The organism is Rahnella woolbedingensis (assembly GCF_003602095.1).
In the GTDB taxonomy this organism is placed as follows: Bacteria; Pseudomonadota; Gammaproteobacteria; order Enterobacterales; family Enterobacteriaceae; genus Rahnella; species Rahnella woolbedingensis.
The window spans coordinates 21463-42342 of record NZ_RAHH01000038.1; the positions used below are offsets into that span (position 1 = coordinate 21463).

A 20880-nucleotide genomic window follows, 5' to 3' on the forward strand; every position below is an offset into this window, starting at 1 on the left:
GCTCACGCAAAACTCTACATCACACGGAAACTGTCATGCATTTCGAGCCTGCGCTTCAACCTGCCACTTTGATCAAACGTTACAAACGTTTTCTCGCGGACGTGATTACGCCCGAAGGCACGGAACTGACTCTGCATTGTGCCAATACCGGCGCAATGACAGGCTGCGCCACGCCGGGCGATACCGTCTGGTATTCCACATCGGACAATCTCAAGCGCAAGTACGCCCACAGCTGGGAACTGACCGAGACGCAGCAAAACCACTGGATTTGCGTCAACACGTTGCGGGCCAATCAGCTGGTACGCGAAGCGATTACAGAACAGCGTATACCGGAATTATCCGGTTACAGTAAACTCACTTCAGAAGTAAAATACGGCACCGAAAATAGCCGTATAGACTTGATGTTACAGGCAGAAAATCAACCTGACTGCTATATTGAAGTGAAATCTGTCACGCTGTTGCAGGAAGGGCAGGGATACTTCCCTGATGCAGTCACCCTGCGCGGTCAAAAGCATTTGCGCGAGTTACAGTCGATGACAGAACAGGGACAGCGAGCCGTACTTTTCTTCGCTGTTTTACATTCAGGCATTGAAAGCGTGTCCGCTGCACACCATATTGATCCCCGTTACACCCAATTGCTAACGCAGGTTCAGAAAAACGGTGTAGAAGTGATGTGCTACGGTGCCGCACTTTCTGCTGAGGGTATCCGCCTCACAGAACGATTACCGCTGGTTACGAAATCACTAAACGGATAAACCCAGTTAGGATAACCCTGTTATTAGCCGTCGGCGGCATAAAAAACAGGTCGCGAATACGCTTTTCCTCACAGCCTTGTCAAGCACCTGCGAGGAATAATTGCCAACTTCGTTGCCTTCTGTTATTTATAGCGGCCTGATTTTTTCCCCCGTTGGGGATCGAAATGTTCGAAGCCGGTATGTTGCAGTGATGCTGCGGCGTAAAAAGCGGATGAACATAGTGCGTGTTATGTAGGAGAAGCATCATGCAAGAAGGCCAAACCCGTAAGACGTCGTCCTTGAGCATTCTCGCTATCGCTGGGGTGCAGCCGTATCAAGAGAAGCCGGGCGAAGAGTACATGAACGACGCTCAGCTGGCTCACTTCAAAAAGATTCTTGAAGCATGGCGCAATCAGCTCAGGGATGAAGTAGATCGTACCGTTACACACATGCAAGATGAAGCTGCAAACTTCCCTGATCCGGTCGACCGTGCCGCTCAGGAAGAAGAATTCAGCCTCGAACTGCGTAACCGTGACCGTGAACGTAAGCTGATCAAAAAGATTGAAAAAACACTGAAAAAAGTGGAAGACGAGGATTTCGGATACTGCGATTCCTGTGGCGTTGAGATTGGCATCCGCCGTCTTGAAGCACGTCCTACCGCGGATTTGTGTATCGACTGTAAGACTCTGGCAGAAATCCGCGAAAAGCAGATGGCTGGCTAAGTTTCGGGTCCCACGCGGTGCGTCATGCACCGCGTTCCCTTTAAGCGCAGTACCCCATTTTTATGCCGCAAGAACAACACTACACAGGCCGTTTCGCCCCCTCACCTTCCGGTGACCTCCATTTTGGTTCGCTGATTGCCGCGCTTGGCAGCTATCTGCATGCCCGTTCGCAAAACGGACAATGGTTTGTCCGCATCGACGATATCGACCCGCCGCGTGAAATCCCCGGTTCCGCTGATCGCATTTTAGCCACGCTCGAACGTTACGGGCTGGAATGGGATGGTGAGGTGGTCTGGCAGTCAAAACGCCATGAAGCCTATCGCGCCACGCTGGACTGGCTGTATCAGCAGCAAAAAAGCTATTACTGCACCTGTACACGTCAGCGTATTTCGCAAACCGGCGGTACCTATGACGGCCACTGTCGTGATTTAAATTTAGGTGCAGAAAACGCCGCTATCCGCCTGCGCCAGACAATACCGGTATACGGTTTTGATGACGATTTTCAGGGTCACTTGCAGGCCAGCGCGAAACTGGCCGAAGAAGATTTTATTATCCGCCGCCGTGATGGCCTGTTTGCCTATAATCTGGCGGTGGTGGTAGATGACCATTTTCAGGGTGTAAACCACATCGTGCGTGGTGCGGACCTGATTGAACCGACGGTGCGCCAGATTTCCCTTTACCGGCATTTAGGTTATCCGCAGCCCGGATATCTGCATTTACCGCTGGCACTCAATGAAAATGGCGATAAGCTTTCCAAGCAAAATCACGCGCCCGCGCTGCCGGAAGGCGATCCCCGTCCGGTTATCATTAACGCACTGAAATTTTTAGGCCAAAGGCTGCCGGAAAACTGGCAGGATTACACTTTGCCTTTATTATTACGCTGGGCGACAACACAGTGGACGACGGCTGATATCCCGCATCAGGGCGCTAAAGCTGCGCAGATGTGACATCGGCATTCTCAAAGCGGCTACTGTGAGCTATGATTAGCCGCTGTTTTTGCGTCACGCCAATTTTTTCAGTCACTATCGAGGTGTACCATTTTTACCCGAGTAGCCAATTTTTGCCGTAAGGTGCTAGTTCGTGAAGATAAAGTCGTTCGTGAAGAAAAGGCTGTTCATGACGAAGCCGTGCTTCATGGAGAACCTAATCGCGAGGAGAATTCCCGTCGTGATCCGTCTCCTGTGGCCGAAGGCAATGTGAAGGCAAAAAATCCTGAACGTCGTGACAACGAGCAACGCCGCGAAAACCGCGGCCGTCGGGATGACAATGCGAACCGGGGCGACCGCCGCAATAATAACAACCGCCGCTCCTCTTCCCCTTATCAGCCTCGTGGCGAACGCAGCGATTCCCGCGGCGATCGTAATCACGATCAGCGTGCTGACCGTAATGAACCGCGCAATGAGCAACGCGCCCCGCGCCCTTCTGTTGAACACGTACAGAAACCGCGTCCGTCATTTGATTACGCCGGCGAAACCCGTGCGATAACCATTATTCCACGCGATGAGCACAATATTTCTCGTCGTGATATCAGCGAAAACGCCCTGAAAGTCCTTTACCGTCTGAACAAGTCTGGCTTTGAAGCCTTCCTGGTCGGCGGCGGCGTACGCGATTTGCTGCTGGATAAAAAACCGAAAGATTTCGACATCACCACCAACGCCACGCCTGATCAGGTACGTAAACTGTTCCGCAACTGCCGTCTGGTCGGTCGCCGTTTCCGTCTGGCGCACGTTATGTTTGGCCCGGAAATCATCGAAGTCGCCACCTTCCGTGGTCACCACGAACAGCACGAAGAAACCGAAGATAAAAACGTCTCCCAGCAGGCCGTGAATGGCATGCTGCTGCGCGACAATATCTTCGGCACTATCGAAGACGACGCCCAGCGCCGCGATTTCACCATCAACAGCCTGTATTACGGCGTCGCTGACTTCACCGTTCGCGATTACACCGGCGGTCTGCGTGACCTGGAAAACGGCATCATCCGTCTGATTGGTGATCCGGAAACCCGTTACCGCGAAGACCCTGTCCGTATGCTGCGCGCCGTGCGTTTCGCGGCCAAACTGGACATGAAGATCAGCCCGGAAACCGCCGGGCCGATCCCACGTCTGGCCACGCTGTTGCAGGAAATTCCGCCAGCGCGTCTGTTCGAAGAATCTCTGAAGCTTTTGCAGGCCGGTTACGGCTACGAAACTTACAAAAAGCTTTGCGAATACCAGCTGTTCCAGCCGTTGTTCCCGCTGATTGCCCGCCAGTTTACTGAGCAAGGCGACAGCCCGATGGAACACATTCTGGTGCAGGTGCTGAAAAACACCGATCACCGTCTGCAAAACGATCAGCGCGTCAATCCGGCGTTCCTGTTTGCTGCAATGTTGTGGTATCCGGTGATTGAGCATGCTCAGAAACTGGCGCAGGAAGGCGGTCTGACGTATTACGACGCCTTCGCGCTGGCGATGAATGACGTGCTTGATGAACAATGCCGCACGCTGGCTATTCCTAAACGTATTACTACGCTGGTTCGTGATATCTGGGCGCTGCAACTGCGTCTGTCACGCCGTCAGGGTAAACGTGCGCACAAGCTGATGGAGCATCCTAAGTTCCGTGCGGCTTACGATTTGCTGGTGCTGCGCGCTGAAGTCGAGCAACACCGCGAACTGCAAAGTCTGGCGCAGTGGTGGGGTGAGTTCCAGGAAGCCACACCGGCTTCGCAGAAAACCATGCTGGGTACGCTCGGGGATGATGCCACACCGGCACGCCGTGCGCGTCCGCGCCGTCCGCGTAAACGGGCTCCGCGTAAGGACGGCGGTCAATGATCCGCATTTACCTGGCTCTGGGCAGTAATCTTGCCCGTCCTCTTGACCAGGTAAATTGCGCGCTGGAGGCGCTGGCACATCTGCCGCGCACCCGCTTTGTGGCCGCATCCCCGTTTTACCGCAGTAAACCGCTGGGGCCGCAGGATCAACCTGATTATCTGAATGCTGTGGTGGCGTTAGACACGCTGCTGCCGCCGGAAGAGTTGCTCGATTGCACGCAAGGGATCGAGCAGAATCAGGGACGCGTTCGCAAAGCCGAACGCTGGGGACCGCGGACCTTAGATCTCGATATGCTGATGTATGGCGATCAGGTGATCAACACCGAGCGTCTGACTGTGCCGCATTACGACATGAAAAATCGTGAGTTTATGCTGTATCCGCTGGCCGATCTGGCGCCGGATCTGGTGCTCCCGGATGGCGAAACGCTGCAAAGCCTGCTCGCACGCGTTCCGCTTAACGGCCTGACGAAATGGTAAGTCGCTCAGCGACTTACCCGAACGATCAACCCGCCCTCTGCTCTGTTCCTGTAAACCACTCTCAGCTGATGTAACTGCGCGATCCTCTGCACGATCGAAATCCCCAGACCGCTGCCGGTTTGTTCCTGTCCCGGTGGCCGGTAAAAGCGCTCGCCGAGCCTTGCTAGATGTTCATCACTGATCCCCGGCCCCTGATCTTCAACCGTCATACCCCACGGTTCCCGTCGCACCGTCACACAGGTTCCGGCTGGCGAATAACGGATCGCATTATCGAGCAGATTACGCACCATCAGCGAAAGCAGCAGCGACTGACCGCGCATTTCGGGCGGCTTGCCCTGCTCCTCGAAACGTAATTCGATACCTTTGCCGTGCGCGCGATAATCCTGTTCCGACAGACTTTGAGCGATCAGCGAAGTCCAGTCGATGCGTTCCAGCTCTTCCGGCGCAGAGAAACTTTCCAGCCTTGAGAGCGTCAGTAACTGATCTACCAGGCGCGTGGCGCGATCAATACTGGTGGTCAGATTTTCCAGCGCATGTTCGCGCATCTCGCTGTCATCGCCGGAAAGCTGCACCACTTCGGTTTGCACCCGCAGCGCCGCCAGCGGACTGCGCAGTTCATGTGCGGCGTCCGAGGTAAACCGGCGTTCGCGTATCAGCATCTCACCGGTGCGGGTAAACAGGGAATTGAGCGCATTGGCCAGCGGCAGCACTTCTCCGGGCAGCGAGTCCGTCACAATCGGCGTAGCATCTTCCGGCGAACGCTGACGCAGCCCCTGCGCCACGCGCCGCAGCGGACGCAGTTCCAGCGTGACCATCACAATCAGCGCCAGCAACAGCACCGGCAGCGAGGCCAGCCACGGCGTCAGCTGTCCGCTGACCAGACTCCATGCCATGTCATTGCGGTAATCATATTCCTGCCCGACCGCCACGCGATATTGTCCGTCCGGCGACGTCAGCCAGACCATCCGCCAGGTATCACTGTCTCCTTTCAGCTCCACGTCGTTAAAGCCCTGCGTGTCACCATCAAAGCGGATGCGCTTGCCGTTCTCGCCATCATTGAGCAGCATCTGCCCGTGAACATTAAAAATGGCAAACGTCAGCGCATCGTCATCGGTATGACCCCGCGACCCTTTGCGCACCATTTTTTTGGTGTCCGGCAGTTCGGCATCCTTTGACAGATTCAGGCGATCGCCCAGCCCTGTCGCGGCAAGACGTTTAGCGAAAAGCATTTGCTGGGTATCGAAAACTTCATTGATGTGTTTGCGGGTCTGATGCCACGCCACGCCGCTGGCAATCATCCAGGTCAGCAGCGCCAGCACCGAGAAAAGCAAAATCAGACGCAGGCGCAGACTGAGGTTTTTCAGTTTCTTCAAGCGCCTCACGCCTCGCCTCCTCCACCCGCTTTTATCGCATCCCCCAGCGTATAGCCCACGCCATGCACCGTGCGGATAAAACCTTTGCCGAGTTTGCTGCGCAGATGGTGGATATGCACTTCCACTGCATTGCTGCTGACGTCGTCGTCCCAGCTGTAGAGTTTTTCCTGAATAAGCGTACGGGCCAGCACGCGGCCTTTGTTGTTGAGGAGTAATTCCAGCACCGCCACTTCACGCGGGGTGAGCGTGACCGCTTCTCCGTTGAGCGTGACGCTGCGGGCTGCGGGATCAAACTCGACCGCGCCATGCATCACTTTAGGCGTCACCACGCCATGACGGCGGCGGATCAGCGCCTGCAAACGCGCGGCGACTTCCACCAGTGCAAAAGGCTTACACAGGTAATCATCGGCACCGGCCTGCAGCCCGCCGACACGCTGCTCAAGCGCATCACGGGCGGTGAGGATCAGCACCGGCGTGTCGCGTCCGGCCTTGCGCCATTCGCGTAACAGATCCATTCCGTCCATTCCCGGCAGGCTTAAATCGAGGATCACTGCATCATAAGGCGCGCTGTCGAGCGCCGCTTTGCCGGTCACGCCGTCGGTAAACCAGTCGAGCGTAAAACCTAATTTTGTCAGCCCGGCTTTGATGCCGTCGCCAATCATCTTGTCGTCTTCAACTAATAGAATTCGCATGGTTCCCTCCGTTTTTGCCATTATAGCCGACGCTTCTTAATCACTTCTTAAGAGCAGGATCAACGTCTCTGAGAGTGATCGTGCTGTCTGACTTTCCACTCATACAGTAGAATACCGGCATCATATTCATCCGATGAATTATTCAAAGGAACGTGTTCATGAAACCAACAACGCTGAGCCAGCTTCGCCAATGGAAGCAGGAAAAACATAAATTTGCGACCATTACCGCGTATGACGCCAGTTTCGCGCAGCTGTTTGCTGAGCAGGGCATCAACGTGATGCTGATCGGCGACTCACTGGGCATGGTCGTTCAGGGCCAGGATTCCACGCTGCCGGTGACGGTCGAAGAGATTGCTTACCACACCCGCTGCGTGCGCCGTGGCGCGCCTCACGCATTATTGCTGGCTGACCTGCCCTTTATGAGTTACGCCACGCCTGAACAGGCGTTTGAAAGCGCCGCCGTGCTGATGCGGGCGGGCGGTAACATGGTCAAACTCGAAGGCGGCAGCTGGCTTTGCGGTACGGTTCGAATGCTGACCGAGCGCGCCGTGCCGGTGTGCGGCCATCTGGGGCTGACGCCGCAGTCGGTGAATATTTTCGGCGGTTATAAAGTTCAGGGCCGCGATGAAGTCGCCGCCAATCAGCTCATCAAAGATGCGATGATGCTCGAAGAAGCCGGTGCGCAGTTGCTGGTGCTGGAATGTGTGCCGGTCGATCTCGCCCGCCGCGTGACAGAAGAACTGAGCATTCCGGTTATCGGCATTGGCGCAGGTAATGTCACCGACGGTCAGATTCTGGTGATGCACGACGCCTTCGGCATCACCGGCGGCCATACGCCAAAATTCGCCAAAGACTTCCTCAGCGAAGCGGGCGATATTCGTGGCGCAGTGCGTTTGTATATCGATCAGGTCGCGCAGGGCGCGTATCCGGGCGAAGAACATTCCTTTAAATAAGCGGGAGAAGGCTGGTGTTGATAATTGACAGCGTGGCGCTGCTGCGTCGCGAAATCCGTGATTTTCGCAAGAATAACCGACGTATCGCGCTGGTGCCTACAATGGGCAACCTGCACGAAGGCCACATGACGCTGGTGGAAGAAGCCAAAGCGCGTGGCGATGTGGTCGTGGTGAGTATTTTCGTCAACCCGATGCAGTTCGAGCGTTCGGATGATCTCGAGCGTTACCCGCGCACTTTGCAGGAAGACTGCGAAAAGCTGAACAAACGCGGCGTGGATCTGGTCTTCGCACCGTCGCCGGCAGAAATCTATCCGAAAGGTCTGGCGACGCAGACCCAAGTCGATGTGCCGGTGATTTCCACCATTCTGGAAGGCGCGAGCCGTCCTGGGCATTTTCGTGGCGTCTCCACCATCGTCAGCAAACTGTTCAATCTGGTACAGCCGCAGGTTGCGTGCTTCGGGCAAAAAGACTTCCAGCAACTGGCGCTGCTGCGCACGATGGTGGAAGACATGGGCTATGACATCGAGATTATCGGCGTGCCGGTTGTGCGTGCCAAAGACGGTCTGGCGCTCAGTTCCCGTAACGGTTATCTGACTGCCGATGAACGTAAACTCGCGCCTCAACTGAACAAAATCATGAACGCGCTGGCGGAACGTCTGAGCCAGGGCGAGCGCCACACCGATGAAATGTTGCAGGAAACCGCGCAGCAACTTCGTGAAGCGGGATTCACACCGGACGAACTGTTTATCCGCGATGCGAAAACCTTGCAGGAGTTATCCGTCGACAGCACCGCTGCGGTGATCCTGATGGCAGCATGGCTGGGTAAAGCGCGACTGATTGATAACCAGGAGGTTGATCTGACGCAGTAGACAGCGCAGGTCAAATGGGCAACTATGTTGGCCGCCGGAAACTTCAGACTTTTATACTGTCTGCCCGGCGGATCCCCAGACTTTTTACGCACGAAGGGTCACACGCAATGGTACGTACAATGCTGCAAGGCAAACTGCACCGGGTTCACGTCACTCAGGCAGATTTGCACTACGAAGGTTCCTGCGCCATCGATCAGGATTTTCTCGATGCCTCAGGTATTCTGGAATACGAAGCGATTGATATTTATAACGTTGATAACGGTCAGCGTTTTTCGACTTACGCCATCGCGGCAGAACGCGGTTCGCGGATTATTTCGGTCAACGGTGCGGCTGCGCGCTGTGCCTGTGTCGGCGATCTGCTGATCATCTGTTCTTATGTGCAGATGTCCGATGCAGACGCCCGTCAGCACCAGCCGAAAGTGGCCTATTTTGAGGGCGAAAACCAGCTGAAACGCACCGCGAAAGCCGTGCCGGTTCAGGTGGCGTAATTAAATTCCTGCCCCTGCAAAGGGGCAGGAGCAAAAATCAACTTCTCAAACCGCGCCCGCGTTCAATCAAATACCACGCCAGCAGATAAAACACCGCGATAAACGCCACCAGCACGCTCATGGTAAACACCAGCGGCACATCGGAAATCCCCAGAAAACCGTAGCGGAAACCGCTGATCATATAAACGATCGGGTTCAGCTTGGAGACGGCCTGCCAGATTGGCGGCAACAGTGACAGCGAGTAGAACACGCCACCGAGGTAGGTCAGCGGAGTCAGCACGAAGGTCGGGATCAGGCTGATATCATCGAAGGTTGTGGCAAACACCGCATTCAGCAGGCCGCCCAGCGAGAACAGGATCGCCGTCAGCAGCAATGTCAGCGCAATGATCAGCCACGAATGGATCACCAGCGGCACGAAGAACAGTGAGATCGCCGTGACCAGGATCCCCACGCAGATCCCGCGCGCCACGCCGCCGCCGACATAACCGGCGATCACCACGTGCGTGGGCACCGGCGCGACCAGCAGTTCTTCAATATTGCGCTGGAATTTAGCGCTGAAGAACGACGAAGCCACGTTGGCGTAGGAGTTAGTGATCACCGCCATCATGATCAGGCCCGGCACGATAAACTGCATGTAAGTAAAGCCATGCATGCTGCCGATTTGCGAACCGATCAGATTACCAAAGATGATGAAATACAAGGTCATGGTGATGACCGGCGGAACCAGCGTTTGGATCCAGATCCGGCCAAAACGGTTGATCTCTTTCAGCCAGATACTTTTGAGTGCCACCCAGTACAATTGCGACATTATTTCTTTTCCTCACTGCCGTTCACCAGCGTGACAAACAGCTCTTCCAGACGGTTCGCTTTGTTACGCATACTCAATACCTGCACGCCCTGCTTGCTCAGCTGACTGAACAGGGAATTCAGCCCCTGTTCACGCATGACTTCTACTTCCAGCGTTGAAGTATCTGTCAGATGACTGCGGTAGCCTTCCAGCACCGGCAACGGGCTTTTCGCACCTAAATCCAGAATGAAGGTTTCGGATTTCAGCTTCGACAGCAGCTCTTTCATGCTGGTGTTTTCCACCAGTTGGCCGCCCTGAATAATGCCGATATTACGGCACAGCATTTCCGCTTCTTCCAGATAGTGCGTGGTCAGAATGATGGTGGTGCCCTGCGCGTTCAGCTCTTTCAGGAAGCCCCACATCGAGCGGCGCAGTTCGATATCTACACCGGCGGTTGGCTCATCAAGGATCAGCAGTTTTGGCTCGTGCATCAGCGCACGGGCGATCATCAGACGGCGCTTCATCCCGCCAGACAGCATGCGCGAACGCTCGTTGCGTTTGCCCCACAGGTCCAGCTGCGTCAGATATTTTTCCGCACGTTGCAGCGCCAGCGGACGCGGCACGCCGTAATAACCGGCCTGATTCACCACCACCTGCATGACGGTTTCAAACGGGTTGAAATTGAATTCCTGCGGCACCAGACCTAACTGGCGTTTAGCGTTGACGATATCTTTATCGATGTCGTAACCGAACACCCGCACCTTGCCGGCAGTTTTGTTGACCAGTGAACTGATGATACCAATGGTGGTGGATTTACCCGCACCGTTAGGCCCAAGCAGGGCATAAAAATCGCCAGCTTCGACGCGCAGATCGATTCCACGCAAAGCCTGTACACCACCGGCGTAAGTTTTGGTTAACTTTTCCAGTTCCAATGCATAATTCATAAAGGGAGCGTACCTTCTTGTGAAAACCCTGTTGTAGGAATGAGTAAGTGGAGATGCCGAATCAGTATGAAAAGTCGGGACATTGCCCTATATTACCCCATCGCAGTGAGCTCGTTACAGGCTATTAACCTCCATGAATGACATAGAAAGACTCATCAGTAACAACGCAGCCTGGTCTAAAACCATGATTGACGAAGATCCTGGTTTCTTTGAGCGCCTCTCTCAGTCTCAAAAACCCCGCTTCCTGTGGATTGGCTGTTCCGATAGCCGCGTCCCAGCCGAGCGCCTGACTGGCCTGGAGCCGGGCGAGCTTTTCGTTCACCGTAACGTCGCCAATCTGGTTATCCACACCGACCTTAACTGCCTGTCCGTCGTGCAATATGCTATCGACGTGCTGGAAGTCGAACACGTGATTATCTGCGGTCACTACGGCTGTGGCGGTGTGCAGGCGGCGGTTGAAAACCCTGAGCTGGGTTTGATTAATAACTGGCTGTTGCATATCAGGGACATCTGGTACAAGCACAGTTCCCTGCTGGGCGAACTGTCGCCAGAAAAGCGTCTCGATAAATTGTGCGAACTGAATGTGGTTGAACAAGTCTACAACCTTGGCCATTCCACCGTGATGCAATCGGCCTGGAAACGCGGCCAGAAAGTCACGCTGCACGGCTGGGTATACGGCATTCAGGATGGTCGTCTGCGCAACCTCGAAGTTGACGCCACCAGCCGCGAAACGCTGGAACAGCGCTACCGTCAGGGCGTCTCCGCCCTGCTAAACGGTGACCCGCAGTAACAAGCCGCCCTACTTTACAGAATTTAAAAAAACAAAAGGCACAAAAATGTGCCTTTTTTACCATTTATTTTTCCTGCACTTACAACGCGATCACTATAAATCAATGAGTTATAAATGCTGTAAGCAGCTGTAAGCCCTATAAAGATGCTTAGGTGTGGACACTATGTGGACACTCAAGCCCCGCTTTCCCCCTCAGTGGATTGAAGGAAATTGCGTCCTGCAGGAAGTCCGGAGCGAAGTGAGCATAGACCATTGTCTGGTTGATATTCGCGTGTCCGAGAATTCTTTGCAGGGTGATTATGTTCCCGCCGTTCATCATGAAATGTGTAGCAAACGTATGTCGCAGCACATGCAATGATTGCCCTTTCGGTAAGTCTGGCTTCACCGATTTCAATAGCAGCCGGAAGGTCAAGTAATCGGCATCAGGAAAAAGTAATCCAGACTTCTGATTTTTGACTGCCTTACATACCTCATCTGAGATCGGGACTGTTCTGGGTTTGCCATTTTTGGTATTGAGAAAAGTCACTCGGTTATTAATGACGTTCTCAACCTTCAAACTGCTTATTTCTCCCCAGCGGCCTCCTGTACTCAGGCTCAGGATCGCAATCCTCTTATTGTCCCCTTCCAAAACTGACAGCAACTCTTCAATTTCATCAGCAGACATAAAAGTCATGGATGATAGCTGCCCTTTTAGCAACGTTACGCCATGCAACGGATTTTCAGCGTGGAATAAACCTGCTTCGTTCAGGTAAGTAAACAGACCACTCAGCAACATTAAATTGCGGTTTACCGTTGTTGCCTTAACGCCCTTCGCCAATCTCAAAGACTTAAATTTTGTAATAGCCAGGCTATCAATTTGGAAAGAACACGGGTCATCCATCAGGTTGCAGATGAATTCCAGTTTGGCTTTGTCGAGCTTGCCGTGTTTCACGTTCTGCCCGTGATAGAGCCACCACAGTTCTATCAACTCGGATAACGGCCGCTTGTCTGCCGGTTTAGATAGCCATTCTTTGTCGTGATAATTCACCGCTACATATTTTTCGTAGGCGGCTGCTTCATGTTTCTTGTCGAACCTACGCCGGAAGCGCTTTCCGTTGCGCCCCTGCGGTCTGATGTCCACTTCATAACGACCATCATCGAGCTTCTTAATCGACATATTGAAGCCCTCCGGAATCGTGGGTACTGCAAAGACTCTGTGATTCTATAAAACGTAAAAAATCGAAATGTAGCGTTAACCAGTCTTTTTGTCGGAGTGGGACGACGTTGTTTCGCCCTGCCCAAAGTGTGCGAGAACCGGCGCGATCTGTCCGGCTTCTGGTGCAATTTGATCAGTCATAAACCACATTGTGTATTTCTTAAACGAATCGAAACTCAATAGTTTTTTAGCCGCAACTAAACTTATTTCCTTCGTTCCATTTTCATAAGCGGAAAGCGAGCTATACGGAACACCTGTTAAGTCGCTCAATTGCTTACGATTTAATCTCTCAGATTCTCTCATGAGCTTAATCTTTTCAGCATTGTCTATTGACATGAATATCCTCTCAGATAACAATTATACGAACAGAGTAATTAAATATCTTATAGAAGCACTTATAAGCCTCTGTAAGCACTTAGTAGTACCATGAGAGAGGTTACCAAATGAGTAAACAAATCGTAAGTGTGTCGGACGTTATGACTTATACGGAATTTGCCAAATCAATCGGTAAAACTCCGGTAGCAGTTAAGTCGATGATTGAAGCTGGCAAGCTCCCAATTGTCGAAATGCGTAACCCTGAAAATCCTACAGCACGTGCGGAAAACTGGGTTTATCTCCCTGCCTGGAATGCAGGCATGAAATTAGCATTTGAAAAGCGTCCAAAAGAGATTCGCGACGGTTGGCTGATGTGGCTGGGTTTGGGCGAGCCACGTTAAGGAGGGGAAATGGTTATCTCAATTGCACCACTGCTGAAAAGACAAAGCCCTTCCCGCAGTTTTGGACACGGCTGGATTGAGCTACCAGGTGGCAAACGCTGGAATCCAGCTAAACCGCAAATGTATTCAACTGTTCCGAACCGGAAGCCCTTCTACAAACGCTTCTTTGGTTGAGGTGTCTATGCAATCGCAAACATTGAGCTATTCGGAAAGTATCCCGAAGGAAAAAAGAGAGGCCTGTTTTCAGCATATTATCGGGATCCGAAAAATGCTGACCAGCCAGAAAAATATTGCGCAGGAAACGTTTGATGAAAGTACGCCGACCATGCGCAAATTGATCTGCTTCCATGCTGGATTGAAAAGTCGTCATATCAATATGCGTTTCTTTGAATTGGCACACAGTGAAAGAATAAAGGTGATTGAAGCACTTAACTCACTCATTGAGTTTGGTAACGCGCTTCCGGCCTTTATTAGTGAAACCGACTCAGTTCTCCACATAGAACATTAATACATCTGAAATTTAATTGGCGTTCAACTCGCCGGGCATTCTTTTGCCCAAAAACAGGATTGAATAATGGAAGAAATCATAAATGAAGCTCGTTCTGACGAACGTTTAAATCGTGCAGCCGTATTCGCTGCACGTCTTGAGGCTATCGCATGTTTCATCGTCAAGCAGGCAATGACCGGCACTGAAGCCGCCGAAGCTTTACGCGTTGAGGCTACCCGCATCCAAAACGAAGCGGGAGAATTTCATTAATGGCTGATGTTATTGACGCTGCCCAAGAACGAGCGGACCTGATCTTAGAGTCACAAATTCAAGCTGCCCGCATAAGCACTGCGGGCGCTTCCTCCATGTATTGCCTCGACTGTGACCGCCCTATTCCTGAAGAACGCCGCGCAGCTCTGCCTGGCGTTGAGCTGTGTGTCTATTGCAAGGAAATCAGTGAGCTAAACGCTAAGCATTACCGAGACAGTAAATGATTTTGTTCTCGATGGCATTGCTCATTCTGGCTGGCATCAATGCTGGCTATCTGATCATTGATATCAAAGACGGTTTGTAATGCAGAACAATCGCTTTACTTCTCAGACTGAAACGCCCGATGTTTGGGCGTTCCCCTGGAATAAACCTCTAGCCCCAATCGTCCCCCAAGAAAGGCCGAGACCGCTTACCCGTGATGAATACGATCAGGGGCAAGCTGTTTTAATCAAAGTAAAAAACCTCTCTAAAGACCTGCAAGAAATTTTCACTGGCCGCCATAAGTACCTGCTCAAAACTCAGGGCATTCACGCAGCTAATAAATATCTGGTTTATACCCTTGGGCGCAGCATACTGCCGCGTGTCGATGCAGTTAATAAAGCCCATGCAATGAATGTCAATGCCACCATGAAATTCATCTCAGAGGCCGATGTTTATCACCAGTTACCAGGCATGAGCGACAAACCGCTACGTCGTTTCACACAGAATATTGCAGGACAATTGAAGGCCATTTATGAAGACCGTTGCGATCAGCTGTTGGCTGAACATGGTGGAGATTACGCGGTACTTCTTCAGTCTGATACGCAGTGCGTTCTGTATCGTGATATTGCAGGAATATCCCGTGCCTTCAACGTCAACCCTATGTATTGGACAAAATTCACTAAAGGCAAGCTTGATGCAACGTCTGCCATCGCTAGCATGTCTCGGCTGGTAAATCCCGATTGGTGGTTAAGTCAGTTGAAAGGCCAGCGTACCCGCTGGCGTGAGTCATTGCTGATCGCAATCGGCAAGGTTAACCGTGACGCGTCTCCCTATGCCAGTAAGCAGGCTATCCGTGAAGTTCGTTCCCGCCGACTGTCGAATCTGGACTATCTAAAAAGCCGCGACCTGGAGAATGTCGAAACCGGCGAGCGTATCAGTTTGATCGATAAGGTCATGGCGAGTATTTCAAACCCTGAAATCCGCCGCATGGAGCTGATGAGCACTATCGCCGGCACCGAAAAATATGCGGCCGCAAATGGTGACGTCGGAATGTTTCTGACCATCACCACCCCATCTAAATTTCACCCGACCCGCATGGTGGGTAAAGGTGATAACAAGCGCGTTCAGCGAAATCATGCTTGGGACAAAGAGGCCTACACGCCGAAAGATGCGCAGCGTTATCTTTGCGGGATCTGGAGCAAAATGCGCACCGCGTTCAAAGACAGTGGCCTGTCCGTTTATGGGATGCGCGTAGTAGAGCCTCACCACGACGCGACCCCACACTGGCACATGATGTTATTCACAAAGCCCGCTATGCGTCAGCGGGTAATAGATATCATGCGCAAATACGCCATGAAAGAAGACGGTAACGAACGCGGCGCAGCTAAAAACCGCTTTGACTGTAAACACCTGAACCGCGGCGGTGCCGCTGGCTACATTGCTAAGTACATCGCGAAGAATATCGACGGTTATGCACTGGAAGGCGAACGCGACCACGAGACTGGCGAGCTTCTGACGGACTCCGCTACTGCTGTTACTGCTTGGGCTGCAACATGGCGTATCCCGCAGTTTCATCCCATAGGCTTACCTACCATGGGTTCCTACCGTGAGTGTCGTCGTATACGTTCCATCAGTCTGACTGAAACTTTTGACGAAGAAGTAGAAGCCGTTCGCGCTGCTGCTGATATCGGTGACTTTATGGCGTACATGACTGCCCAGGGCGGCGCTAATGTTCCTCGTGAAGATCAGACGGTGCGCGTAGCACGTCGCGTTGCTGACGAGTTGAATGCCTACGATGAAGAAGTGAAAAAGGTTGTGGGCATTTTCGCGCCCCATCTCGGCAAATCACATGTATATGAAACACGTACAACTCAATGGCGCATCGTTGCTTCTGCCGTTGATTCTGAGGTTTTGACCGCAAAAAGCGCCTCCGGCGCGCCTCGGAGTCCTGTCAATAACTGTGGGTTAGGAGGAAAGAAACAGGCCGAAAATTGGCGTTATAGCCAGGCTGAGAGCAATATTACTGATTCCACTTCACAACCAGGGAGTAATGGACTGGACAGACATTGCTGCCGCGAGGGCCATTGTGGCACGCATGCGGGAAGAAACACCAATTGGGAGTAATAGACAGAGAAGTGTTGCGAAAGAAAACGGTGATACAGTTCTATCATCAAATATGTCATCACTTTTGATTACTATTGTTAGAACTTTACTTTTCAGAAGAACGCATCCTGTACTCGATGCAATCATAATTGCAGAAAATGCCCCGCAGTCACTGCGGGGCACATTTATTATTGCACTTTCTGGATTTTCGGCGGTTGCCATGAACCATCAATAATCGCCTGTTCTCCCCAATAGGCGCGGATGTACAAAGAGAAAATCCCCTCCGGCGCAGGCAGCCAGTTTTTGACCTTATCCTCTCCCGGCGAAGCATGGCTGATATACAGCGTCAGAGAACCATCGTCGTTGAGTTTCAAATCCTTATTTTTTGTCCCAAGCGAATAGCGGTTAAGTTCATTCGGGCTGAAAAGATGGCGTTCGTTATATAACGTCAGTGACCAGAACCCTTTGACCGGCGGCAGTTGCCCTTTTGCAAAAGTTACCGTATAGGACTGTTTACCATCAAGTTGTGTCCCTGAAAAATCGTTATCGGTATAGAAATATTGGGTTTCATCTGGCTTATTATCAAACATGTTGGACTTGGACGTGCCCGTACGGTTGTAATAATCCACGCCAAATTCGGCATTATTTTTGGAGCGGTTCCATCCGTTACCGGCAGCTACTCCATTATTTTTCCATTTGAAGAAGTCTGCGATCACCGTTTTATCGGTTTGTTCGGCAGCCTCATTCATCCAGCGGCGTACTTCAGGATCTTTTTTCCCCGCATCGACCAAATGGCGGAACTGCGCATACAAGGCCTGTTCACCAGGAAGAGGCGGGACTTTTGTGAGCACGTTGTCCAACTGGTCAAAAAACTTATCAGGCACAACCCATTTCACTTCACCTGCCTGAGGATCGGGCTTATCGCCTATTGATGGCATTTTTGAATAGTCGAAAGATTTCATCTTGCCATCAAACTGGCTCAGGGGATAAGACATCACCTGCCGGATAGGCTGTTGGATTACCGTGCGCTCTTCGGGCGTATCATCCATCTGGATTCGTGGAATCATATTGGCCATTTCGGTAGAAGAACGGATCACACCACTGATACCTTTAGGCGTCTCACCTTTCCAATTAGGTCCCACCAGCAAATAAAATCCTGGTTTGGTTCCGTAAGGTTTCCCGACATTGCCTATCTGATCTGTCCGCGCATCGTAAATTGCATAAACCCAGAATCTGTCACCAAAATCAGGCACCTGAATAACAACAGGCTCTTTGTCTAAAGCATAAAAGCCAAGCCCATATACAACGTCCTGATTGGGACATGTTACAAAGGTTTCTTCCGGCTTAATGTAATTCGTCAGCATACTCAGTTGCCCCATCGGAGCTACAGGAACCATCCCGCCATTTAACGCGGGATAGGGTGCCTGCGTGATCGTCATACGGCGGTTGAACTGGTTAACCAAGGGATAGCCCCAGATATAAGCCTGCTGCGCAACCGCCTTAACATATGACTCAGGCATTTTTACATCAGGCGAGGGCATGGAAAGGTCTTCAAACTTTGCAGGATGAGGAATAGTGAGCGGTTCGGACTGAGCTGTAGCCCCCGCAGTAAACAGTAGGGACGATATCACTAGAGCAAGGCATCTGATTTTCACGTGAATTCCTTAAATATGGATGTAGGAGGCGGTTATATTACTTGTGAGCACTATTGTTCATTTGCACGACGTCATCCGGCAGCCAAGTTTGATCGTAAAAACTATCCCCTGTTCCATTTAAACGAAGAGCAACGAGGAAATTGCGACCAAGGATAGTTTTGATGACGGCCTTATTAGTGACATTATCCGGTTTGGTTGGCCCGAACCAGATATCGATCGATCCATCCTGATTGTAAGCTAATGATGCGATTCGGATTTTTCCATCATACCCTCTTAGAAAAAGCAAAATACTTTCTGTAAAGGATAGAAGGAAAAAGTGAATTAAGTTAAATATTTCTTGTTTAGAATTAAACATTGAGAGCGCTATCATCAATTTCACTAAATGGTTGGAAATTCATGCGTTTTTATGCACAGCGTGAGAGTTTGAATTGAGAATTCGCTTCATGTAAGAAAAAGTAATGCTTTCTAGAGTTCGTTGAGGTCTTTTGGTATAAGCCAAATATTAATGAAAGCTGTGGGTGTCCTAAGTGCATGGTTTTGCATGGTCCCTGAAGGATCAATAAATCCCTGTTCGTCCCTCTGGCCGTGCTTGGAGGCTCTCTGAGTCATGCATTAAAAACAATGAGTCAAGTCAGAAGCGGGCAGGCGGGTAACATTGCGCGCGCCGAGGTTCAGAGCGGCAAAAAATGACTCCGCGTATGACACACTGAGTCATTTTTTCATTTAAAACGGTACGCTATTATTTCGCGCCGGTCAGCGCAGCGTGGCTCTGAGACGTTCGTGTGATGTGGGGTGAAGTAGGTGGGAACTTTGTGGTAGTACTTAAGCTCCGTATCGCGGAGCTTTGCGATATTACTCTGGCGTAAGTTCATAAGAAGTAAACCTGATCACCTCCTCCCCAAACCACGCATTCAACTCCTTAAACCGTTCCTGCAACGGCGTCAGTTCATTCCGCACAAATACCTGTGATGCCTTAACTGAATCACCAAACCCGCCGCTGTTCTCCGGAATAATCCCCATCATCTGTGGCGGTACGCGATGCGCGCACAGCAAATCGTTCTGGCTGGCTTTCTTGATATTAAAGAAATCGTCTTTGGTGGCGACTTCACTTAACGGCAGAATCTTAATCCCGTCCGGCTTGCCGTTTGGGGCGTACATGAACAGGTTGCGGAAATTGCCCAGACCTTTTGTGTCCCGCATAGCCTTGCGCATTTGGTCGATGTCCGAGCTGCTTTGTGCCGCGTCCGTCATATACAGGATATATCCGGCGTGCGCGCCGTTCTGGTAATACTTGCGGCGGAACAGCGTGGCTGCTTCATTCAGCCAGGCAGAGTTCAGGGCGCTGAGATATTCCGGCAGGCCGTACAGCTCCTGATTAATGTCCGGTTCAATCAGATGAAATACACTGCCCGTTTCAAACTGGTGCGCATCCTTCCACTGCTGCACAAACCAGTAGGTATCCTGCTCAACGCCGCGCCGTGCATATTTGGCGGGCACGGTTTTCATCACCACGGCGTCGCCGAGCTGGTTACGGATCACTTCTAAGAACGCATTCCCGAATACCAGATAATCCAGGGCAAACCGGCTGAACTCCTGCTGCGATAGTAACGGGTGCGGGACAAAGGTCGAGGCCAGAATATTACGTTTCACATACAGCGATGAGCTGTGATGAACCGCAGCGCGCAGCGTGCGAGCCAGCCCGTCAAAGCTGACCGGTGGCTCATACCACTGGCCGTTACCCGTGCATTCGATGTAGTCCAGAATTTCGCGGCGGTCTAACACCGGCGTCGGGTCGCCAAAGCTGAACGCTTCCGCACCGCCGGTCTGCTGTGTGGTGGCGGTGACTGTGTTTTGTGCCGACTTGCGGAATTTGCGCTTACTCATAGTTAATAAAACTCCAGGATGTTAGGGCTTTGGCCGCCGTTCGCGGCGGTCAGGGGTTCGTTAAGCAGGGCGTGCATGATTGCCCAGGCGACATCCGCGTGGCTGGCTTCCTCGCTGCGGCTGGCCTCGTAGGTGGAACGGCTGCCGCTGGCGGTCATGGTTTTGCGGATCGCCATGAATGACGAGGTGATGTCTTTGTGGTTAGTGTCGTACTCCAGGCGGCCGGACGTGATGGTGTCTTTCGCTTTCAACACCATCTTCGTTTTGGTTTCGGGGCTGTAGCGGATTTCCATCGCGGCGGGGAAGAACTGCCGGACAAGCTGGAAAACCCCCTGGCCGATGCCGGTGGCATCTACGCCGATGTATTCCACGCAGTACCGCTTCGTTAACGCCTCAATGCTTTTCGCCTGGGCGGCAAAGTCCATGCCTTTCCACTGGTGACGTTCCAGCACGCGGAACTTGCCGCCGTCCACCAGCGGCGGAGCCACGACGGCACAGCCTGCGCTGTCGCCGGTGTGCGACGGGTCGTAACCAATCCAGACGGCGCGATAACCAAACGGACGCACGGCAAACGGGCTGAAATCTTCCCATTCCTCCGCGCTTTCCACCATGCAGCGTTGCAGCTCGGCAAACGGGAAAACGGAAGCCTGATCGTCTACAAACTCACACATGAACAGGTTGCGGAAATCCTCGGCGCTGTTTTCCTGCTTCAGCGTGTCGATGTTGAACAGGTT

At 52.2% G+C, this 20880-nt stretch carries 24 protein-coding genes and 1 pseudogene; 15 read left to right on the forward strand and 10 right to left on the reverse strand.

What is annotated here, in order from left to right; translation table 11 throughout:
• Nucleotides 1–35 precede the first annotated feature (35 nt).
• The 5 genes from sfsA to folK all read left to right on the forward strand — a co-directional run bounded on the left by sfsA (nt 36) and on the right by folK (nt 4739).
• Nucleotides 36–755 (forward strand): DNA/RNA nuclease SfsA, encoded by a 720-nt coding sequence (sfsA, locus tag D6C13_RS22790; protein ID WP_120134956.1) that lies wholly within the window; start codon nt 36–38, stop codon nt 753–755.
• A 245-nt stretch (nt 756–1000) separates the two neighbouring features.
• Nucleotides 1001–1456 carry an RNA polymerase-binding protein DksA gene (gene dksA / locus D6C13_RS22800; protein WP_095924702.1) on the forward strand — a complete coding sequence of 152 codons (456 nt, stop codon included), beginning with the start codon at nt 1001–1003 and terminating at the stop codon, nt 1454–1456.
• Between the two features lie 62 nt (nt 1457–1518).
• Complete coding sequence (gene gluQRS / locus D6C13_RS22805; protein WP_120134957.1) at nt 1519–2403, forward strand: tRNA glutamyl-Q(34) synthetase GluQRS; 885 nt, start codon at nt 1519–1521, stop codon at nt 2401–2403.
• 534 nt (nt 2404–2937) lie between these two features.
• Entirely contained in the window at nt 2938–4263 is a 1326-nt protein-coding gene (gene pcnB / locus D6C13_RS22810) for a polynucleotide adenylyltransferase PcnB (protein WP_208642933.1), read from the forward strand.
• Nucleotides 4260–4739: a 2-amino-4-hydroxy-6-hydroxymethyldihydropteridine diphosphokinase gene (gene folK, locus D6C13_RS22815; RefSeq protein WP_120134959.1), complete on the forward strand. Its 480-nt coding sequence runs from the start codon at nt 4260–4262 to the stop codon at nt 4737–4739. The genes pcnB and folK overlap by 4 nt, the downstream gene beginning before the upstream one ends.
• 5 nt (nt 4740–4744) lie before the next feature.
• Here the strand turns inward: folK and qseC are convergent, their stop codons facing one another.
• Nucleotides 4745–6103, reverse strand: coding sequence for a quorum sensing histidine kinase QseC (qseC, locus tag D6C13_RS22820; RefSeq protein WP_167458067.1), 1359 nt, complete (start codon nt 6101–6103; stop codon nt 4745–4747).
• Between the two features lie 14 nt (nt 6104–6117).
• Nucleotides 6118–6804, reverse strand: coding sequence for a quorum sensing response regulator transcription factor QseB (gene qseB, locus D6C13_RS22825; RefSeq protein ID WP_120134961.1), 687 nt, complete (start codon nt 6802–6804; stop codon nt 6118–6120).
• A 158-nt stretch (nt 6805–6962) separates the two neighbouring features.
• Here qseB and panB point away from each other — a divergent pair, with 158 nt between their 5' ends.
• The 3 genes from panB to panD all read left to right on the forward strand — a co-directional run bounded on the left by panB (nt 6963) and on the right by panD (nt 9114).
• Nucleotides 6963–7757, forward strand: coding sequence for a 3-methyl-2-oxobutanoate hydroxymethyltransferase (gene panB, locus D6C13_RS22830; protein WP_120134962.1), 795 nt, complete (start codon nt 6963–6965; stop codon nt 7755–7757).
• A 14-nt stretch (nt 7758–7771) separates the two neighbouring features.
• Nucleotides 7772–8626, forward strand: coding sequence for a pantoate--beta-alanine ligase (gene panC / locus D6C13_RS22835; protein WP_120134963.1), 855 nt, complete (start codon nt 7772–7774; stop codon nt 8624–8626).
• Between the two features lie 107 nt (nt 8627–8733).
• Nucleotides 8734–9114: an aspartate 1-decarboxylase gene (gene panD / locus D6C13_RS22840; RefSeq protein WP_120134964.1), complete on the forward strand. Its 381-nt coding sequence runs from the start codon at nt 8734–8736 to the stop codon at nt 9112–9114.
• 37 nt (nt 9115–9151) lie between these two features.
• Here panD and D6C13_RS22845 read toward each other — a convergent pair whose 3' ends face one another.
• Together D6C13_RS22845 and D6C13_RS22850 are read right to left on the reverse strand one after the other, a co-directional pair.
• Entirely contained in the window at nt 9152–9922 is a 771-nt protein-coding gene (locus D6C13_RS22845; RefSeq protein ID WP_120134965.1) for an ABC transporter permease, read from the reverse strand.
• On the reverse strand, nt 9922–10845 hold the full coding sequence (locus D6C13_RS22850) for an ABC transporter ATP-binding protein (protein WP_120134966.1): 924 nt from the start codon (nt 10843–10845) through the stop codon (nt 9922–9924). Before D6C13_RS22850 ends, D6C13_RS22845 begins: the two co-directional genes overlap by 1 nt.
• Before the next feature lie 133 nt (nt 10846–10978).
• Here D6C13_RS22850 and can point away from each other — a divergent pair, with 133 nt between their 5' ends.
• Nucleotides 10979–11635: a carbonate dehydratase gene (can, locus tag D6C13_RS22855; protein ID WP_056774718.1), complete on the forward strand. Its 657-nt coding sequence runs from the start codon at nt 10979–10981 to the stop codon at nt 11633–11635.
• A 148-nt stretch (nt 11636–11783) separates the two neighbouring features.
• Here can and D6C13_RS22860 read toward each other — a convergent pair whose 3' ends face one another.
• Nucleotides 11784–12791: a phage integrase gene (locus tag D6C13_RS22860; RefSeq protein WP_120134967.1), complete on the reverse strand. Its 1008-nt coding sequence runs from the start codon at nt 12789–12791 to the stop codon at nt 11784–11786.
• A 75-nt stretch (nt 12792–12866) separates the two neighbouring features.
• Entirely contained in the window at nt 12867–13166 is a 300-nt protein-coding gene (locus D6C13_RS22865; RefSeq protein ID WP_120134968.1) for a helix-turn-helix domain-containing protein, read from the reverse strand.
• A gap of 107 nt (nt 13167–13273) precedes the next feature.
• Here D6C13_RS22865 and D6C13_RS22870 point away from each other — a divergent pair, with 107 nt between their 5' ends.
• From D6C13_RS22870 to D6C13_RS22895, 6 genes and pseudogenes are all read left to right on the forward strand, one after another.
• On the forward strand, nt 13274–13546 hold the full coding sequence (locus D6C13_RS22870; RefSeq protein ID WP_120134969.1) for a Cox family DNA-binding protein: 273 nt from the start codon (nt 13274–13276) through the stop codon (nt 13544–13546).
• Between the two features lie 9 nt (nt 13547–13555).
• The gene (locus D6C13_RS22875) at nt 13556–13720 is read left to right on the forward strand and encodes a phage filamentation protein Fil family protein (protein ID WP_120134970.1); all 165 of its coding nucleotides are present in this window, start codon (nt 13556–13558) and stop codon (nt 13718–13720) included.
• Nucleotides 13721–13727: 7 nt separating this feature from the next.
• Nucleotides 13728–14054, forward strand: a complete 327-nt coding sequence (locus D6C13_RS22880; protein WP_244212755.1) for a hypothetical protein — start codon at nt 13728–13730, stop codon at nt 14052–14054.
• Nucleotides 14055–14120: 66 nt separating this feature from the next.
• A complete protein-coding gene (locus D6C13_RS22885; protein WP_112150949.1) occupies nt 14121–14303 on the forward strand; it encodes a DUF2732 family protein in 183 nt (60 codons plus the stop codon).
• A complete protein-coding gene (locus D6C13_RS22890; protein ID WP_120134971.1) occupies nt 14303–14527 on the forward strand; it encodes a TraR/DksA family transcriptional regulator in 225 nt (74 codons plus the stop codon). The genes D6C13_RS22885 and D6C13_RS22890 overlap by 1 nt, the downstream gene beginning before the upstream one ends.
• 79 nt (nt 14528–14606) lie before the next feature.
• Nucleotides 14607–16842, forward strand: a pseudogene (locus D6C13_RS22895) (replication endonuclease).
• On the opposite strand, the gene D6C13_RS22900 reads toward D6C13_RS22895, so the two are convergent.
• The 4 genes from D6C13_RS22900 to D6C13_RS22915 form a co-directional block, all read right to left on the reverse strand.
• Nucleotides 16796–18262, reverse strand: a complete 1467-nt coding sequence (locus D6C13_RS22900; RefSeq protein WP_120134972.1) for a DUF1254 domain-containing protein — start codon at nt 18260–18262, stop codon at nt 16796–16798. The pseudogene D6C13_RS22895 and the gene D6C13_RS22900 overlap by 47 nt on opposite strands.
• A gap of 37 nt (nt 18263–18299) precedes the next feature.
• Nucleotides 18300–18617, reverse strand: a complete 318-nt coding sequence (locus D6C13_RS22905; protein WP_147408199.1) for a hypothetical protein — start codon at nt 18615–18617, stop codon at nt 18300–18302.
• A gap of 497 nt (nt 18618–19114) precedes the next feature.
• Entirely contained in the window at nt 19115–20146 is a 1032-nt protein-coding gene (locus tag D6C13_RS22910; RefSeq protein WP_120134974.1) for a phage portal protein, read from the reverse strand.
• Nucleotides 20147–20148: 2 nt separating this feature from the next.
• A partial coding sequence (locus D6C13_RS22915; protein ID WP_482822413.1) for a terminase large subunit domain-containing protein occupies nt 20149–20880 on the reverse strand: 732 nt, incomplete at its 5' end.

What these genes read in the sequence shown, in the direction of transcription:
- sfsA (WP_120134956.1), top strand. Translation starts at nt 36, where the DNA reads ATGCATTTCGAGCCTGCGCTTCAACCTGCCACTTTGATCAAACGTTAC.
- dksA (WP_095924702.1), top strand. Translation starts at nt 1,001, where the DNA reads ATGCAAGAAGGCCAAACCCGTAAGACGTCGTCCTTGAGCATTCTCGCT.
- gluQRS (WP_120134957.1), top strand. Translation starts at nt 1,519, where the DNA reads ATGCCGCAAGAACAACACTACACAGGCCGTTTCGCCCCCTCACCTTCC.
- folK (WP_120134959.1), top strand. Translation starts at nt 4,260, where the DNA reads ATGATCCGCATTTACCTGGCTCTGGGCAGTAATCTTGCCCGTCCTCTT.
- qseB (WP_120134961.1), bottom strand. Translation starts at nt 6,804, where the DNA reads ATGCGAATTCTATTAGTTGAAGACGACAAGATGATTGGCGACGGCATC.
- panB (WP_120134962.1), top strand. Translation starts at nt 6,963, where the DNA reads ATGAAACCAACAACGCTGAGCCAGCTTCGCCAATGGAAGCAGGAAAAA.
- panD (WP_120134964.1), top strand. Translation starts at nt 8,734, where the DNA reads ATGGTACGTACAATGCTGCAAGGCAAACTGCACCGGGTTCACGTCACT.
- D6C13_RS22845 (WP_120134965.1), bottom strand. Translation starts at nt 9,922, where the DNA reads ATGTCGCAATTGTACTGGGTGGCACTCAAAAGTATCTGGCTGAAAGAG.
- D6C13_RS22850 (WP_120134966.1), bottom strand. Translation starts at nt 10,845, where the DNA reads ATGAATTATGCATTGGAACTGGAAAAGTTAACCAAAACTTACGCCGGT.
- can (WP_056774718.1), top strand. Translation starts at nt 10,979, where the DNA reads ATGAATGACATAGAAAGACTCATCAGTAACAACGCAGCCTGGTCTAAA.
- D6C13_RS22860 (WP_120134967.1), bottom strand. Translation starts at nt 12,791, where the DNA reads ATGTCGATTAAGAAGCTCGATGATGGTCGTTATGAAGTGGACATCAGA.
- D6C13_RS22865 (WP_120134968.1), bottom strand. Translation starts at nt 13,166, where the DNA reads ATGTCAATAGACAATGCTGAAAAGATTAAGCTCATGAGAGAATCTGAG.
- D6C13_RS22870 (WP_120134969.1), top strand. Translation starts at nt 13,274, where the DNA reads ATGAGTAAACAAATCGTAAGTGTGTCGGACGTTATGACTTATACGGAA.
- D6C13_RS22875 (WP_120134970.1), top strand. Translation starts at nt 13,556, where the DNA reads ATGGTTATCTCAATTGCACCACTGCTGAAAAGACAAAGCCCTTCCCGC.
- D6C13_RS22880 (WP_244212755.1), top strand. Translation starts at nt 13,728, where the DNA reads ATGCAATCGCAAACATTGAGCTATTCGGAAAGTATCCCGAAGGAAAAA.
- D6C13_RS22885 (WP_112150949.1), top strand. Translation starts at nt 14,121, where the DNA reads ATGGAAGAAATCATAAATGAAGCTCGTTCTGACGAACGTTTAAATCGT.
- D6C13_RS22890 (WP_120134971.1), top strand. Translation starts at nt 14,303, where the DNA reads ATGGCTGATGTTATTGACGCTGCCCAAGAACGAGCGGACCTGATCTTA.
- D6C13_RS22905 (WP_147408199.1), bottom strand. Translation starts at nt 18,617, where the DNA reads ATGTTTAATTCTAAACAAGAAATATTTAACTTAATTCACTTTTTCCTT.
- D6C13_RS22910 (WP_120134974.1), bottom strand. Translation starts at nt 20,146, where the DNA reads ATGAGTAAGCGCAAATTCCGCAAGTCGGCACAAAACACAGTCACCGCC.